This window comes from Brevundimonas sp. (genome assembly GCF_003248455.1).
Taxonomy (GTDB): Bacteria; Pseudomonadota; Alphaproteobacteria; order Caulobacterales; family Caulobacteraceae; genus Brevundimonas.
On sequence record NZ_QFNM01000033.1, the window covers coordinates 1 to 15281 of the forward strand.

Genomic DNA, 15281 nt, shown 5'->3' on the forward strand with positions numbered 1-15281 from the left:
ACCCTTCGTCGAAACGGTACTTACAAACTCACACTCCGGGCGAAGGCCCGGCGCTCCGCCCAGCCCTCCATCCCACTTCGCAGCGAAAGCGCGAGGGCGATCAGCCGTGTCCGGTCTTTCTCAACAGCCGATCCCGCGCGGCGTTTACGCGACGCGCCAGGCCTTCGGTGCCGCCTTGGTCGGGGTGGGCGCGCGCCATCGCGCGTTTCCACGCTGCGCGGACCTCGGCTTCGTCGGCGCCCGGCCGGACGCCCAGAACGGCGCGCGCGTCGGCCTCGCTGATCGGTTCGGACCGGATCACGGCCCGGCTTCGCGACGCCCAGGCCAGATAGAGGCCGGCGCCGGCCAGACCCGCCGCCGCCAGCCACGCCCCGCGAAACGCCGCCAGCGCCCCGCCGGCCAGCAGCACCGACCCCAGCAGGGTCGCGCTGACCCGCCAATGGGCCCGCCCGCGCCGCTCGGTCTGGCGCCCCAGCCGCACCAGCGCCCAGACGGCGATCGCCGCCAGGACCAGCCAGATCAGGCTCATGAAGGCGTCAGGCCGCCACGTCCAAAGGGCTCAGCACCTGCTCCAGCCCCATGGCCATCATCAGATTGCGCATCTCCTGGCGCGCTGCGACATGGGCCAGGGACACCGCCACCGGCCGCACCTCGTTGGACAGGTCCGCCACCGTCAGGCCGAACGGGAACAGTTCGCGATAGATGACCCGGTCGCGCAGCCCCGGCCCGACGCGGAAGCCGACGCGCTTGGCCAGTTTGGTCATCCGCTCCTCCAGGCGCTTGCGGTTGCGCGCCTCGGCCACGGCCAGGCGGTTGGTCACGACCAGCCAGTCGATCGTGGCGTGACGGCCCTGGGCGATGGCCCGCTGCTTGCGCGCCTCCCACACGCTTTCGGAATAGATGGAGGGCTTCAGCAGCTCCAGCGACACGGGATCGACCTCGCCCAGCAGGTCGAAATCGACGAAGCTGTCGTTCATCGGCGTGACGATCTGGTCGGCGCGGGCGTGGGCGGCGCTGGACACCGCCGTATCGCCGCCGGGCGTGTCGATCAGGATCGCGTCGACGCCGGCGGCGACCGCCTCGTCGAAGGCGCGTTCGAAGGTCGCGATCTGTTCGGCGACGTCCGCCTTGGCCAGGGCCTTGCCGTCGCCCATGTCGGGCGTGAAGGGCTGGGGCAGGACTTGCCCGTTCGCAGCCAGCCAGGCGGCGCGGTTCTGGAAGAAGCGCTGCATCGACCGCTGGCGCAGGTCCAGGTCGATGATCGCCACCGACCGGCCCGCGTGCAGCAGGCCGGTGACGATGTGGATGGCCAGGGTGGACTTGCCCGCCCCGCCCTTTTCGTTGCCGAGAACGATCACATGCGGCTGCGTCATTCGAGGGAATCCTCTGTGCCGACCGGCGCGACTCAGGCGCGGTCCAGTAGGGCCAGAGTCGGACGCCCCGCGCCAAACGTCAACGGAACCTTAACGCAGATCTGTGGACGGCCGGCGGGGGCGCGATCAGCCGTTGCGGGCGCACCAGTCCTCGGCCACGGACGCCGCGCGGCACAGGGCGGCGGCGGCGTCGGGCGAGACGGGCCCGGCCTTCAGCCGCGTCAGGGTCCGCCCCTGGACCTGGACCGACTCGTAAACCGGCGTCAGGGCGGCCAGGTCGGCGGACGCCTTCAGCCGGCCCCAGGCCTGGCGCGCCGCCTCCGCGCTGGAATAGGCGCCCAGCTGGATCGTGCGACCCGATTGCGGGCGACGAAGACCGACATCGGGCGGCGCCGGCGCGAGCGTTTCGCGGGCCAGGGCGGGCGCGGCGGCCCGGACCGCCGGCTGGGCCGTGCGGATCACCGCGTCGCGCAATCCGGCGTCGTCTGCGACCCGGCGCACGCCCGCCCGATCGTCGCGCGCATCCCACATGGCGTGGGGATCCATCACGGCGACCTTCATGGCGCTGAACCTGGCGGGACGAAGGCCGCTCGCCTCAGCGGGGGAAGAATGGCCCCGATCCGTCGCTTCGGGCGTCAGCGGAACCTCGATGGCCGCCACCTGGTCGGCCATGGCTTCGAACCGATGCGGATCGCCATTCGCGCCCCCGCACCCCGACAGGGCGGCGGCGATGGCCAAGGCCCCGAGCAGGGCCGGGACGATCGGAACTGGACGGGTCGCTTCTGCGGGCGTCATAAGCACGACCCTAGCGCCCAGACTTTGAGGTCTGGTGCATCAACAGGCTTAAGCGAAAAGGTTAATCGCTTCATCATGACGAACGTCGTCCCCTCGCCTTCTCCTCTCGCCGTCGTCCGCACCGTCGCCGATCTGCGCGCGACCGTGCGGGACTGGAAACGACAAGGCCTCAGCGTAGGCATGGTTCCGACCATGGGCGCCCTGCACGAGGGGCACCTGACCCTGGTGCGCGAGGCGGCCCGCCGCGCCGACCGCGTCGTGGCCTCCAACTTCGTCAATCCGACCCAGTTCGCCGCCCATGAGGATCTGGACAAATATCCCCGCCAGCAAGAGCAGGACGCCCGCCTTCTGGCCGGCGCGGGCTGTCACCTGATGTTCGCCCCGTCGGCGCAGGAGATGTACCCGGCAGGCTTCGCCACAAGCATCGCCGTGGCCGGCCCGGCCCTGGGCCTGGAAGGCGATTTCCGGCCTCAGATGTTCGGCGGGGTGGCGCTGGTCGTGACCAAGCTGTTCAACCAGGTCCAGCCCGACATCGCCGTCTTCGGCGAAAAGGACTACCAGCAGCTGATGGTCATCCGCCGTTTCGTGCGGGATCTGGACCTGCCGATCCAGATCGTCGGCGCCCCGACCGAGCGGGACGCCCACGGCCTGGCCCTGTCCTCGCGCAACGCCTATCTGTCCGAGACCGAACTGGCGTCCGCGCGCCGGTTGAACGGCATTCTGGCCCAGGGCGGCGCCGAGGCCGCGTCGGGCCGCCTCCTGCCGGACGTAGAGCGCGAAGCCTACGCCGCCCTGCTGAAGGCCGGGTTCGAGCGAGTGGACTATGTCGCCATCCGCCGCGCCGAGGATCTTGGCGTCTTCCGCAACGACCTCGTGGACGCCCCGGCGCGCATCCTGGCCGCCGCCTGGCTCGGCACGACCCGGTTGATCGACAATATGGCGGTGCGTGGCAAGTAGGCCCCACAGCTTTGGTAGTTCCACTTGGCTAGTGCGCGACCGAATCCGCCACAAGGCGTTCGGCGCCCCGGCGGATGTCCGCGCCGTAGATCGCCTCCGGCGGTGCTCCGGGCTCCGGCGCGGGGGTCGTGATCGTGGGTGGGATTCCCAGTCCTTCGTACACATGACCGTCCGCGAGGGTGTAAACCTCGTTGGACAGGCCCAGTCGCCATCCGTTCGGCAGCGTTCGGCTTAGGACGTCGGAATGGGCGCCCTGCGTCGGCTGCCCCATCACGATCGCCTGGGGCAGGACCCGGAGGCGCATCACAAGGGCCTCGGCGGCGCTGGTCGTCCGCTCTCCCGTCAGCACGACGACCGGCCCGGCGAACTTGCGACAGCCGCCGGGCTCCACATAGGTCTCGAACGCCGGGCCGAGGTGGTCGCCGTCCCATCCAGCGCGGGTGTAGGCTAGGCGTTTCCGGTCCGCGAAGCAGCCGGCGATCAGGGCCGAGATCGACTCCGAACCGCCCGGATTGAACCTCAGATCGAGGATCAGGCCCGGCGCGTGCTCGAACCTGGCGAAGGCGACATCCAGCGCGGCGCGAGCTGCGGCGACGTCCTCTTCGGATGTGGTGTTTCCCGGCCAACCGACCGGGCCGTTCGAGAAGCCGCCCATGGTCATGACGGCGAGGTAGGCTACGCCTTCCCGGGTGGTCCCATAGGCCAGACGGTCGTGAGCGTCGAGGGTGACTTGGCCGCCCAGAGGGCCGTCCGACCGGGCGAGATACTCGATCAATCCCTTCTGGATTTCCGGCATGCTGGAACCCGAACTGTTCCTGCGGACCTGAAATCGTCGCTCGCCATCGACCAGCCGGATATGGGCGTCCTGGAACCGGCCCAGGATTTCGGTGAGCACCGGCCAAAGGTCCGCATCGCGCGGAAGGGCGGCGACACGCGGACGGTAGGCTTCGCGCACCGCTTTCCAGTCCACGCCGCGAAGGGCGAAGAAGGGATAGTTCTCGTTGAACGTCTCCCAGAAGACATCAAAGTTCCTCAGTGGATCGGCGGTCGGCGATTCCGGCGAAAGACAGGCCCCAGGCAGGGCCGCGCGCCGCTCGAAGCCGATCCGGGCGGTATCTCCAGCCAGGACGAACCTTCCATTCGCCCCTTTCTCGATCACGCCCAACTCCTCCAGCTTGGCCGCTTCGCCGCTCAAGGCGCAACTCGAGGAGGTCACATCGTATATCCGCACGCCGGCGTCGCCGACGTCCAGCACATAGCCGTAGCCCTGGCTGCGCCAGACCCCGGTCTGCGACGCCTTATCCAGGCCGAAAAATGGGTCGGCGACCAGGGCGGCGCCTGCCGCGAGCGCGAGGAACATGGGCCGCTTCGCCTCCCTGGGACGACTTGGGCGAAGTAGGTCCGCTGGCGGCCTCGTGGCAAGTTAAAGCCCGGTAAGATTTGGCGGCGCGCGCGCCACAGCACCGCCAGCCCGGTGCGAGGCGGGATAACGCCTACCCGATCGCGCCGACGCAGCCCTCGGCCTCGCCCGGCGCCAGGTCGGCGTCGGTCAGGGCGATGGTCCAGCCGTGGTGGGTGTTCAGGCCCCAGCGGCGCGCCCCGCCCCCGTCCCCCGCGTCGCCGCCGGCCGTCACGACCACCCGGCGGCCTTTGGGCAAGGCCGGCGGGTCGATCTTGCCCACCGCCAGCGAGGTGGGCGTCTCGCCGCCGTAACCGTCGAACACGCTGAGCATCGACCATTCGCGACGCAGGCCCATCCACCAGGCGTCCTCGGTGTTTATGGCCAGAACCGCGATCCCGTGGCCCTCGGCCGCGAAAGCCAAGGCCTTCTGGGGATCGCGCACCATCCTGATGTCCGCCGCCGCGCCAAACCGCAGGCGCGCCCCGTCGAAGGCCCGCGTCGGCTCGATGGGGGCCCAGACCTGGACCTGCAGCCGCCCCTGGCGCGCCAGGCCCCAACCGACGATCTCGCGCCACAGATGTTCGACCGCCTCGGCGTTCTCGGGCTGGCATTTGGACAGCATACGCGCCAGCACCGCCTGTTCGCGGTCGGGACGCAGCTTGGTGTGCGGCCCCGTCGGCGCGTCCTTGGCGCGGCCCACAGTGGCGGCGACCGCCAGCCGCTTTTCGAACAAGGCCAGGATCTGATCGTCGATCCCGTCGATCTCGGCGCGCAGAGCGGCCAGCGCCTGCTGTTCTGGGGTCAGGTCGGCCACGTCAGGCCAGACTCGCTGAAGATTGGAAACGGACATGGAATAGGGCTTTCGGCATTCTGAATTTCAATAGGTGCGTGGGCGAACCGCCGCTCTGGACCAGAGCGGTCGCCGGCGAAGCAGTCAGGGACGAAGTGCGCCCGACGCCTCAGCCGGCGTATCGAAAGCCGTAAAAGCCGCAGCCGAAATAGAGGCCGGACACCGCGCGCGAACGGTCGAAGGAAACAGAGAGGGCGCGCTGGCGGGACATGGTCCGTATCCGGTTATGCGGATCGTCGTACGATCCGTGCGCCATCTAAGACACGCAAAGACCGTGCGCCGTCAACCCAAAGAAGCGCTCAACAGGACGAAGCGCGTGCGATTATCGCTCGAATCCTGCAAATCGTTGCGCAGGATCGACAGGCCGTAGGCCTCGGCCGCCCCCGCCGCGGCGATGGCGGCGCGGGTGGGATCGCCGGCCAGGGCTACATCGCGCGCGGCCCCGGCGGTGTCGAAATGCTCGACGACCTTCAGATGCAGGGACTTCAACGTCCGTTCGCACTGGGCCAGGGCGATGGGGTGGCTTTCCACGGTTCGGATGTCGGACAGGCGCGCGCCGGGCACCCCCATCAGCGCGTGACGGATCGGCCGCCACACCTCGGCGACGGGTTCGAGGTCCAGCGCCTGCACCAAGGTCGCAGCGGGCTCGACCACGCCGATGGTCGAGTTCTCGACCGGAATCAGGGCGCAGCCGCAGTCGCCGGACTTCAGCGCCTCCAACGCGCCTTCAAAGGTTTCGAACGCCACCGCCTCGTCCCACGGCCGCAGCGCTAGACAGGCCTCGTGGCTGAAGGCCCCTGGCGCGCCCTGATAGGCGACCCGGCCGGGCTTTTCGTCTTGTTGCGCAGGCGTATCCATGTCCGTCACTTCCGAGGGACCGCCCCGAAAGCCCTTTTCGTCGTTGGCGGCCGATCAGACGGCGCGTCCTTGTCCGCGCCGTGACCGCATCCGGTCGTATCTGCGGCGGCGCCTGCGGACCGGGCGAAGGCGAAGGCGGCCGCCGAACGGCCAGCCCGCCTTTTGCGCGATCAGGCGGCTTTCGACCGGCCGACGCGACCGGACTTCAGCCGTTCGGCGACCAGAAAGGCCAGTTCCAGCGCCTGGTCGGCGTTCAGGCGCGGATCGCAATGGGTGTGATAGCGGTTGGACAGGTCGTCCTCCGTCACCGCCTGGGCGCCGCCCAGACATTCGGTGACGTTCTGGCCGGTCATCTCCAGATGGACGCCGCCGGGGTGGACGCCTTCCGCCTCCGCCACGTCGATGAAGGTCCGCACCTCGCCCAGGATCCGGTCGAACGGCCGGGTCTTGTAGCCGTTGCCGGCCTTCAGGGTGTTGCCGTGCATCGGGTCGATGGACCAGATCACCTTGCGGCCCGAGGCCTTCACCTCGCGCATCAGCTTGGGCAGGCGCTCGCCGACCTTGTCGTGGCCGAAGCGGCCGATCAGCGTCAGACGGCCCGAAACATTGTCCGGGTTCAGCGCGTCGATCAGCGGCAGCAGGTCGTCGGCCGTCATCGTCGGCCCGCACTTCACGCCGATGGGGTTCTTGATCCCCTTCATGAACTCGACGTGGGCGCCGTCCAGCTGACGCGTGCGTTCGCCGATCCACAGCATGTGGGCCGAGGTGTCGAACCATTCGCCGGAACCGCCGTCCAGCCGCGTCAGCGCGCTCTCCACGTTCAGCAGCAGCGCCTCGTGGCTGGTGAAGACCTCGACCCGGCTCAGGTCGGGATGGGTCTCGGGCGTGACGCCGACCGCCTCCATGAAGGCCAGGGCCTCGGTGATCTTGTCGGCCAGTTCACGATACTGGGCCCCCGCCGCATTGTCGCCCGCGAACCCCAGGGTCCACCGATGGATGTTGTACAGGTCGGCGTATCCGCCCCCGGCGAAGGCCCGCAACAGGTTCAGCGTCGAGGCCGATTGGTTGTAGGCGCGGATCAGGCGCTGCGGATCGGGCGCGCGCTCCTCGGGCGTGAACCCCATGCCGTTGATGATGTCGCCGCGATAGCTGGGCAGTTCGACCCCGTCGATCTCCTCCAGCGGCGACGAGCGCGGCTTGGCGAACTGGCCGGCGATCCGACCGACCTTCACCACCGGCTTCCTGCCCGCGAAGGTCAGGACCACCGCCATCTGCAGGATCAGTCGGAAGGTGTCGCGGATATTGTCGGTCGAAAACTCCTTGAAGCTTTCGGCGCAATCGCCGCCCTGGAGCAGGAAGGCCTCGCCCTGCTCCACCTGCGCCAGTTTCGACGTCAGACGGCGCGCCTCGCCCGCGAAGACGAGCGGCGGCAGGGCGCGCAGCTCGTCCTCGACTACGGCCAGGGCCTTGGGATCGGGATAGTCCGCCGGCATGTGCAGGGCGGTCTTGGTTCTCCAGCTTTCGGGGGTCCAGCGTGTCATTGCGCCAGAATAGGGCTTTCGGCCCTGTCGAACAATGAAAAGACGGGCGGCTGCCGGGCCTCGGCTCAGTCTTTGTCCGACTGCGCCTTCTGGGTAGCAGCCTCGGTCTTGCGCTCGGCCTTGGCCGCCGCCTTTTCGGCCGCCTTCGCCGCCGCCGCGCGCTCACGCTCCTGACGCTCGAAACTATAGTTGGGTTTGCGGGCCATCGGGCGTCCTCTCGTCAAAACTCGTCGCCGCAAGGTGGCGGCAGGGCGGGTCGGACGCAATGCGCCATATCCATTCCACGTCAGATCGCCCTCAAAGCAGGCGTTCCTGGCGGGTGACGAACTTTGTCACGCGATCCAGTGCGATGAAAAGGCGAGCGAGAAACGTCATGCCTGGACAACGCACGACGGCGAAAGGTGTTCGCCGTTGCGAACCTTGGTCGCAGCCGTCGCGCCGCCCGACCGATTGAGCGCCATGCCGATCACAAATCCTTGGCGGGACCATTCGGTTCGTCGGGCTCTCCATCGGCGTCCTTGTCGACGAAGTGCGCCGGCTTTCGACCTTCGAACACGCCGGACAGCGCGAACAGAGCCCCGGCCAGAACAACCGCGCCGACAAACAGAATGATCAGGTTCATGCGCGTAGAACGCATCGCGAAGCGCGAAGTTCAAGCCCGCAGCCGTCGACGACGGAGCCTCTGCTGTTCGGATAACGGCGGGAAGGATGGTGGACGCGACAGGGATTGAACCTGTGACCCCCTCGGTGTGAACGAGGTGCTCTCCCGCTGAGCTACGCGTCCGTCTCTTGCGGAGGCGGCGACATAGCCCGGTCGCCGAGCCCGCGCAAGCGTCCGTTTCAGATTCCGGCGGCGCGAACCGCTTCCGGCGTCTCCGCCTCCGGATCGCCGGGCAGCCAGGCGACATGACCGTCATAGATATCCTGGTTCAGGATGCCTTCCTCCCTGGCTACCAGCACGGGGACCAGCATCTGGCCGGTCACGTTCGTCGCCGTACGCATCATGTCGATGACCCGGTCGATGGCGACGATATAGCCGATCCCTTCCAGCGGCAGGCCGGCGGTCGACAGCGTCAGGGTCAGCATAACGATGGAGGTGCCGGGCACCCCCGCCGTGCCCAGCGAACCCAGCACCGCCGTCAGGCCGATCAGCACATATTGCGTCAGGGTCAGGTCGATCTTGAAATACTGGGCGATGAAGATCGAGGCGATGGCGGGATAGATGGCCCCGCAGCCGTCCATCTTCACATTGGCCCCCAGCGGCACGGCGAAGGCGGCGTAGGCCTGAGGCACGCCCAGACGCTCGACCGTCTGGCGCAGAGTGATCGGCAGTGTGCCCAGCGACGACGAGGTGGCGAAGGCCGTCTGCTGGGCCGCGAAGGCGCCGCGGAAGAAGCTGCTCGCCTTCAGCCCATGCAGTTTCAGCAGTCCCGAATAGACGATCAGGATGTGGAACAGGCAGGCGGCGTAGATGGCGGCGATGAATTTCAGCAGCGGCAGCAGCGCCTCCCAGCCATAGCCCCCGACCACCGAACCGATCAGGCCGAACACGCCGATGGGCGTCAGCTGGATCACCCAGCGGGTGATGCGGAAGACGACGGCCGCGCCTTCGTCCACCAGCCGCCGTACCCCCTGGGCCCGGTCGCCCAGCGCCACCAGGGCCATGCCCACCAAGGCCGAGAAGAAGATGATCTGCAGCACCTTGCCTTCGGCCAGGGCGGCGAAGGGGTTGGTCGGCACCACGCCGATCAGGACCTCCAGCGGCGTCGGGATCACGCGTTCCTTGACCTCGCCCAAGGGCAGATTGGCCAGGCCGACGCCGGGATTGATGATATGGCCGAAGGCGAAACCGACCAGCACGGCCAGCAGGGAGGTGATGGCGAACCAGACGATGGTCCGCACGCCCAGCCGCACGGCCCCCGCCCCCTCGCCCAGCTTGGCGATGGAGCTGGCGATGGTGAACAGCACCAGCGGCGCCACCACCATGCGGATCAGGTTCAGGTAGACGTCGCCGATCGGCTGCAGCCAGGTCTCGGCCCGTTCGCGCAGGATCAGCCCGGCCAGGATGCCCAGGGCGAAGCCGGCGGCGGTGCGCTGCCAGAGCGGGATTTTCAGGAGGCGGGCGAACATGAGGGCACTTTCGACGGGGTGCGCCAATCTGTCCATCGCCGAAGCGATCCGCAACCGTATCGGCGATCATTGCGCCGAAAGATTTCCTGTCGCCCGTGCTTAGAATTTCAGCGCCCGGGACACGTAGAAGTCCGACAGCAGCCCGTCGATCGCCTCTTCCACGTCCTCGAAGGCGTCGAGCAGCACGTCCGCGCCCAGGGTTTCGACCGGAACCGGCGTGAAGCCGAAGGTGACGAGGATGCAGGGCATGGCCGCATCCCTGGCCGCCTCGGCGTCCGGCGCCGCATCGCCGACCATGACGGCCCGCGCCGGATCGCCGCCGGCCAGAGATACGGCCTCCTTCAGATGCGCGCCCGAGGGCTTGCGCGCGCTGACGCGGTCGGGACCGACGATGGCCGCGAAATGCCGGGCGAGGTCCAGCTTTTCCAGGAGCAGTTCGGACAGGTCGGACCGCTTGTTGGTCGCGACCACCAGGACGGCGCCCCGATCCTTGAGCCGCTCCAGCGTCTCGGCCACGCCTTCGAACGGTTGCGAACTGTCGGCGATATGGCCGGCGTAATCCACCAGGAAACGCTCGAACAGCGCCTCCGACTGCGCCCGTTCGACCGACGCTCCCGCCGCCTCGAAACCGTGGACCAGCAGCGCCCGCGCCCCCGAACCGATCAGGGCCGACGCCGAGGCCATCGGCACGGGCGGCAGCCCCTCTTCGACCAGCAGACGGTTCAGCGTCCCGATCAGGTCCGGCGCGGAATCGACCAGCGTGCCGTCAAGGTCGAAGGCGATGGTCCAGCCTTCCAGGTCGCGATCGGTCATCCACATCTCCCGCTAGCCCATCGAATGGGCTAGATCGCGAGACGACTAGCCTTCGGGACGATTCATGACCAGCCAGACGCGCGCCCGCGCCGCCATCATTCTCGCCGCCGGCCAGGGCACGCGGATGAAGTCGCCCCTGCCCAAGGTGCTGCACCCGGTCGCGCACCGCGCCATGCTGGACCACGCCATCGACGCCGCCGAGGGGCTGGGCTGCGAGCGGATCGTCGTGGTGGTGGGAACCCATTCGCCCGAGGTCCGCGCCCATGTGGTCGCCCGCCTGGGCGAGGCCGCCGTCGCCGTCCAGCACCCGCCGCTGGGCACCGGCCACGCCGTGCGCGCCGCGGAGCAGGCCCTGGGCGGCTTCGACGGCGAGGTGGTCGTCACCTATGGCGACGTGCCCCTGCTGAAGGCCGCAGACATCGAACCTGTCTTCAACGCGGACGGGGTGACGGTGATCGGCTTCGAGGCCCGCGATCCCGGCGCCTATGGACGGCTGATCCTGGACGGCCACGCCCTGACCGCCATCACCGAAGCCAAGGAGGCTTCGCCTGAGGTTCTGGCCATCACCGCCTGCAACTCCGGCGTCATGTCCGCTCCGGCCGCCCTGCTCTTCTCGCTGTTGGCGGATGTTAAGAACGATAACGCCAAGGGCGAATACTATCTCACCGACGTCGTCGAACTGGCCCGCAAAGGCGGCCATCCGACCCGCGCCGTCTTCGCCGCCGAGGATGCGGTGATGGGCGTGAATTCCCAGGCCGAACTGGCCCAGGCCGAGGCCCTGTTCCAGAAGGTCCAGCGCGAGACCTTCCTGGCCGCCGGCGTGACCATGAGCGCGCCCGACACCGTCCATTTCGCCTGGGACACTCAGGTCGGGGGCGGGACCGTGATCGAACCCTTCGTCGTCTTCGGCCCCGGCGCCGTGATCGAGGGCGGGGCCCGCATCCGTAGTTTCAGCCATGTCGAGGGCGCCCGCGTCGCCTCCGGCGCCGAGGTCGGCCCCTATGCCCGTCTGCGCCCCGGGGCGGACCTGGCCGAGGGGGTCAAGATCGGCAACTTCGTCGAAGTGAAGAACGTGGCCATGGCCAAGGGCGCCAAGGCCAATCACCTGTCCTATCTGGGCGACGGCGCGGTCGGCGCGGGCGCCAACATCGGCGCCGGCACGATCTTCTGCAACTACGACGGCTTCAACAAGGCTCGGACTCAGGTCGGGGCCGGTGCCTTCGTCGGCTCGAACGCCAGCCTGGTCGCCCCGGTCATCGTCGGCGACGGCGCCCTGATCGCCTCGGGCTCGGTCATCACCGAGGACGTGCCCGCCGACGCCCTGGCCTTCGGCCGCGCCCGCCAGACGAACAAGCCCGGAGCGGCCGCCGCCTTTCGCAAGACGGCCAAGGCCAAGAAGGAGGCGGCGAAGGCTGCAAAACGGAAATGAGCGACCTGCAGAAAAAGAACGCCGGCGAAGCCGCCGCCCGGCACGTCGAGGCCGGCATGATCGTCGGCCTGGGCACCGGCTCGACCGCCGCCTGGTTCGTCAAGGCGCTGGCCGCGCGCAACCTGCCCGGCCTGCGCTGCGTCCCGACTTCGGAAAAGACCGCCGATCTGGCGCGCGAGCTTGGCCTGCCCCTGTCGACGCTCGAGGACACGCCGCGCATCGACCTGACCGTCGACGGCGCCGACGAGGTCGGGCCTGGCCTGGCCCTGATCAAGGGCGGCGGCGCGGCCCTGTTGCGCGAGAAACTGGTGTGGGAGGCCTCCAGCCGCTGCATCGTCATCGCCGACGCGGCCAAGGTGGTGCCGGTCCTGGGCGCCTTCCCCTTGCCGATCGAAGTGGTCGCCTTCGGGCACAAGACCACCGCCAACCGCATCGCCGATGTCCTGGTCGACCATGACATCAACCAGCCGGCTCGGGTCCGCCAGGCAGATCGCGGCCTGGTCCGCACCGACGGCGGAAATCTGATCTATGACGCGGCCTGCAAGGCGATCGACGACCCTGTGCGGCTGGCCGACGACCTGAAACTGATCACCGGCGTCGTCGAACACGGCCTGTTTCTGGACCTGGCCGACCTGGCCATCATCGGCACGGATGCGGGCTTCGAGGAACGCCTGCCCTAATAGACGCCGCGCCGGCTGAGAACCGCCGGGATCGTGCGCGCCAGGATGCCGAAATAGACGCCAAGACTCTGGTTCCTGACCAGCCAGACATCCATCGCGACCCGCCGCGGATAGGCCACGTCGTTCCGACCCGACACCTGCCACAGGCCCGTCAGTCCCGGCCGCACTGCGCAGTAGTGGACCAATTGCCGGCCATAGAGAGCCGCCTCGTCGAAGACGATCGGTCGCGGGCCGACCAGCGACATCTCGCCCTTCAGCACATTCAGCAGTTGGGGCAGTTCGTCCACGCTGGATCGCCGCAACAGGCCGCCCAGCCGCGTCACCCGCGAATCCTGCCGGAACTTTCGCGACATCCGCCATTCCGCATTCGCCAGCCCGGTCAGGCGCGCCTCGGCGTCGGCGGTCATGGTGCGAAGCTTCAGGCAGTCGAAAGCCCGCCCGGCCCGGCCTATCCGCTGCTGGCGAAACAGCACGGGTCCACGGGTCTCGATACAGACCGCGCCTGCCGCGAGCATCATGAGGGGCAGGAAGAACAACAACCCGAGGCCCGCCAAGACGATGTCGAACAGCCGGATCAGCGCGGCGTCTTTCCACAGGCGCACCCGCGCGGGACTGCGCTCGTCCTTGAGCCTAGCCGTTGTCGCTTCGATGATCGACATGAATTGCCCCCGTCAGCGAATATTCCCTTAGTTGATTTTGCAACAACTCCAAATACTCCCCGCACCGACACTTGACCGCTCGGCGACATGCAACCATAGGTTGTTCATGACGCCGCCATCGAACGACGCCGCTACGGTCAGGGACGTGACGAAGCGCGCCGATAGCGAACCGTCGCAGGAACAGCGGTGGCCCGGTTCTCTCACGGTCGGCGTTCTTGCCGGGATCAGCATCCTTTTGTGGACGCCGATCGCAGGCGGCGTCTATCTGCTGGTTCGCATCCTGCTTTAGTCAGTCGCCGTCCCAGGCGGCCAGCGCGATAGGCTCGCGTTTGTCGCCCACCTGAAGCGTTCCCGAGATGACGACGGTGTAGTCGCCAAGATTCCGGCGTGCGGTCGCCAGCGCGTCTTGGTCGATGCGCGCACGAAGCGTCACATCCTCGTCCGGCGTGGCGCCCGCCATCCGAACGCCGTCATCGGTGACGAGATAGGTCCTCGGCGCGACCCGCATTTCGCCGTTTCGCCCTGTCAGGGTCAGGATCAGGGGCGATGCGGCGCGGTTCCCCGCCTCCCAAGCCTCGAACGCCGAGGTCTGGCCGATGAACAGAGACTTCACGGGGCCGCCGTCCGCAACCGGCCGATATTCGCCCGAGACATCGTCGCTGAGTTCATGTCCGAAGGCCTCGGCTTCCGCACCGATCCGGGGCGGGGATCGGTCGTCCCCGCGCTTGCAGGCGCCGAAGGCCAGCAGGGCGAACGCCAGCGCGGCGCCGAGACGGAATCTCATCGGTCCAGCGCCCGGTCCAGGGCGTGAAAGCCGGCGATGGCCAGTTCCGTCGCCTGAGTGAAGACGATCGGGTCGATCCGCTCGAAGGTGTCGCTGGGGCGATGGTAATCGGGGTGATAGTCCACGCCCATATAGAGGAACGGCACGCCCGCCGCATGGAAGGCGGCGTGATCGGAGGCGTCGACCCAGTTGTTCTCCCCGGTGTCCCGAGGTGTGTCCTTTCCGAAGGCGAAGGACACGGCGCCCTGCGCCGTCACCGGCTGCAGAATGGGCCGAAGGTCGGGATGCTGGTAGGTTCCCGTGACCCACAGATGGCCGTCGGTCTCGGCGCGCGCCGTCATGTCGAAGTTCAGGTTCAGGCTGACCGCCGACAGCGGCACGGGCGGCGCCTTGACGAACTCCCGCGCGCCGAGAAGCCCTCGCTCCTCACCGTCCAGGGCGACGATCAGCACGCTGTGCTCGGGCGGGTTCGCCTTCAGCCTCCGCGCCAGCTCCAGCATCGTCGCCACGCCGGAGGCGTTGTCGTCCGCCCCGTGATAGATCTGGCCGTCGTTCACCCCGACGTGGTCGTAATGGGCCGTCACGACGATATAGCGGTCCGCGACCCGCGCGCCGGGGATCAGGCCGACGATATTGACGCCGTTGAACCGTTTCACTCCCTCGCGCGTGCGGCCGGGCGCCTGGAACGGCTGCAGACGGCCGAAGGGGGCGGGCTGAACGCCCATCGCCTCCAGTCGCGACACGATATAGGCCCGGGCGCGCTCTCCCCCTTCCGACCCGGTGTCGCGGCCCTGCATGTCGTCGCCCGACAGAATGCGCACATCGTCCAGCAGAGGACTGGCGGCGACCGTCGGCGCGGCGGGCGCAAGGGCGGGCGGCGCAGGCGAAATCGGCGTGCAGCCGATCAGCAGAGCGACGGCCAGCGGGATTGAGCATACGGTCGGACGGATCATGCGAACTCCAGATTAGCGCCTGGACCCTAGCGCTCGCGCGGCGCGGCGTCAGCCGTC

18 protein-coding genes and 1 tRNA gene are annotated in these 15281 nt (G+C 68.3%); 4 read left to right on the forward strand and 15 right to left on the reverse strand.

Annotation, left to right across the window (positions count from 1 at the left end; all coding sequences use genetic code 11):
- Positions 1-100: 100 nt before the first annotated feature.
- The 3 genes from DI624_RS12545 to DI624_RS12555 form a co-directional block, all read right to left on the reverse strand.
- Entirely contained in the window at positions 101-529 is a 429-nt protein-coding gene (locus DI624_RS12545; RefSeq protein WP_291539034.1) for a molecular chaperone DnaJ, read from the reverse strand.
- 7 nt (positions 530-536) lie between these two features.
- Complete coding sequence (locus DI624_RS12550) at positions 537-1373, reverse strand: division plane positioning ATPase MipZ (RefSeq protein WP_291539037.1); 837 nt, start codon at positions 1371-1373, stop codon at positions 537-539.
- A 126-nt stretch (positions 1374-1499) separates the two neighbouring features.
- Positions 1500-2168 carry an SPOR domain-containing protein gene (locus DI624_RS12555; protein WP_291539040.1) on the reverse strand — a complete coding sequence of 223 codons (669 nt, stop codon included), beginning with the start codon at positions 2166-2168 and terminating at the stop codon, positions 1500-1502.
- A 75-nt stretch (positions 2169-2243) separates the two neighbouring features.
- Here DI624_RS12555 and panC point away from each other — a divergent pair, with 75 nt between their 5' ends.
- Positions 2244-3125 carry a pantoate--beta-alanine ligase gene (panC, locus tag DI624_RS12560; RefSeq protein WP_291539043.1) on the forward strand — a complete coding sequence of 294 codons (882 nt, stop codon included), beginning with the start codon at positions 2244-2246 and terminating at the stop codon, positions 3123-3125.
- A gap of 28 nt (positions 3126-3153) precedes the next feature.
- On the opposite strand, the gene DI624_RS12565 is transcribed toward panC, so the two are convergent.
- From DI624_RS12565 to DI624_RS12605, 9 genes are all read right to left on the reverse strand, one after another.
- The gene (locus DI624_RS12565) at positions 3154-4485 is read right to left on the reverse strand and encodes a S41 family peptidase (protein WP_291539046.1); all 1332 of its coding nucleotides are present in this window, start codon (positions 4483-4485) and stop codon (positions 3154-3156) included.
- 133 nt (positions 4486-4618) lie between these two features.
- Positions 4619-5377, reverse strand: coding sequence for a chorismate mutase (locus DI624_RS12570; RefSeq protein ID WP_291539049.1), 759 nt, complete (start codon positions 5375-5377; stop codon positions 4619-4621).
- Positions 5378-5659: 282 nt separating this feature from the next.
- Positions 5660-6235: a prephenate dehydratase domain-containing protein gene (locus DI624_RS12575; RefSeq protein ID WP_291539051.1), complete on the reverse strand. Its 576-nt coding sequence runs from the start codon at positions 6233-6235 to the stop codon at positions 5660-5662.
- Between the two features lie 170 nt (positions 6236-6405).
- Positions 6406-7776 carry a class II 3-deoxy-7-phosphoheptulonate synthase gene (locus DI624_RS12580; RefSeq protein ID WP_291539054.1) on the reverse strand — a complete coding sequence of 457 codons (1371 nt, stop codon included), beginning with the start codon at positions 7774-7776 and terminating at the stop codon, positions 6406-6408.
- A 65-nt stretch (positions 7777-7841) separates the two neighbouring features.
- The gene (locus DI624_RS12585) at positions 7842-7982 is read right to left on the reverse strand and encodes a hypothetical protein (RefSeq protein WP_291539057.1); all 141 of its coding nucleotides are present in this window, start codon (positions 7980-7982) and stop codon (positions 7842-7844) included.
- A 260-nt stretch (positions 7983-8242) separates the two neighbouring features.
- Complete coding sequence (locus DI624_RS12590; RefSeq protein WP_291539060.1) at positions 8243-8398, reverse strand: hypothetical protein; 156 nt, start codon at positions 8396-8398, stop codon at positions 8243-8245.
- A gap of 87 nt (positions 8399-8485) precedes the next feature.
- Positions 8486-8560 (reverse strand) — tRNA-Val (locus DI624_RS12595).
- A gap of 56 nt (positions 8561-8616) precedes the next feature.
- Positions 8617-9906, reverse strand: coding sequence for a dicarboxylate/amino acid:cation symporter (locus DI624_RS12600; protein ID WP_291539063.1), 1290 nt, complete (start codon positions 9904-9906; stop codon positions 8617-8619).
- A 99-nt stretch (positions 9907-10005) separates the two neighbouring features.
- Positions 10006-10725: an HAD-IA family hydrolase gene (locus DI624_RS12605; protein WP_291539066.1), complete on the reverse strand. Its 720-nt coding sequence runs from the start codon at positions 10723-10725 to the stop codon at positions 10006-10008.
- A 58-nt stretch (positions 10726-10783) separates the two neighbouring features.
- On the opposite strand from DI624_RS12605, the gene glmU reads away from it, so the two are divergent.
- Together glmU and rpiA are read left to right on the forward strand one after the other, a co-directional pair.
- Positions 10784-12148, forward strand: coding sequence for a bifunctional UDP-N-acetylglucosamine diphosphorylase/glucosamine-1-phosphate N-acetyltransferase GlmU (glmU, locus tag DI624_RS12610; protein ID WP_291539069.1), 1365 nt, complete (start codon positions 10784-10786; stop codon positions 12146-12148).
- Positions 12145-12828, forward strand: coding sequence for a ribose-5-phosphate isomerase RpiA (gene rpiA / locus DI624_RS12615; protein ID WP_291539071.1), 684 nt, complete (start codon positions 12145-12147; stop codon positions 12826-12828). The genes glmU and rpiA overlap by 4 nt, the downstream gene beginning before the upstream one ends.
- Here rpiA and DI624_RS12620 read toward each other — a convergent pair.
- A complete protein-coding gene (locus DI624_RS12620) occupies positions 12825-13487 on the reverse strand; it encodes a sugar transferase (protein WP_291539073.1) in 663 nt (220 codons plus the stop codon). The two genes, rpiA and DI624_RS12620, sit on opposite strands and share 4 nt — an antisense overlap.
- A 106-nt stretch (positions 13488-13593) precedes the next feature.
- On the opposite strand from DI624_RS12620, the gene DI624_RS12625 reads away from it, so the two are divergent.
- Positions 13594-13776, forward strand: a complete 183-nt coding sequence (locus DI624_RS12625) for a hypothetical protein (RefSeq protein ID WP_291539076.1) — start codon at positions 13594-13596, stop codon at positions 13774-13776.
- Here DI624_RS12625 and DI624_RS12630 read toward each other — a convergent pair whose 3' ends face one another.
- Both DI624_RS12630 and DI624_RS12635 read right to left on the reverse strand, forming a co-directional pair.
- Entirely contained in the window at positions 13777-14271 is a 495-nt protein-coding gene (locus DI624_RS12630; protein ID WP_291539077.1) for a hypothetical protein, read from the reverse strand.
- On the reverse strand, positions 14268-15224 hold the full coding sequence (locus DI624_RS12635; RefSeq protein ID WP_291539080.1) for a M28 family peptidase: 957 nt from the start codon (positions 15222-15224) through the stop codon (positions 14268-14270). Before DI624_RS12635 ends, DI624_RS12630 begins: the two co-directional genes overlap by 4 nt.
- Positions 15225-15281: the final 57 nt, after the last annotated feature.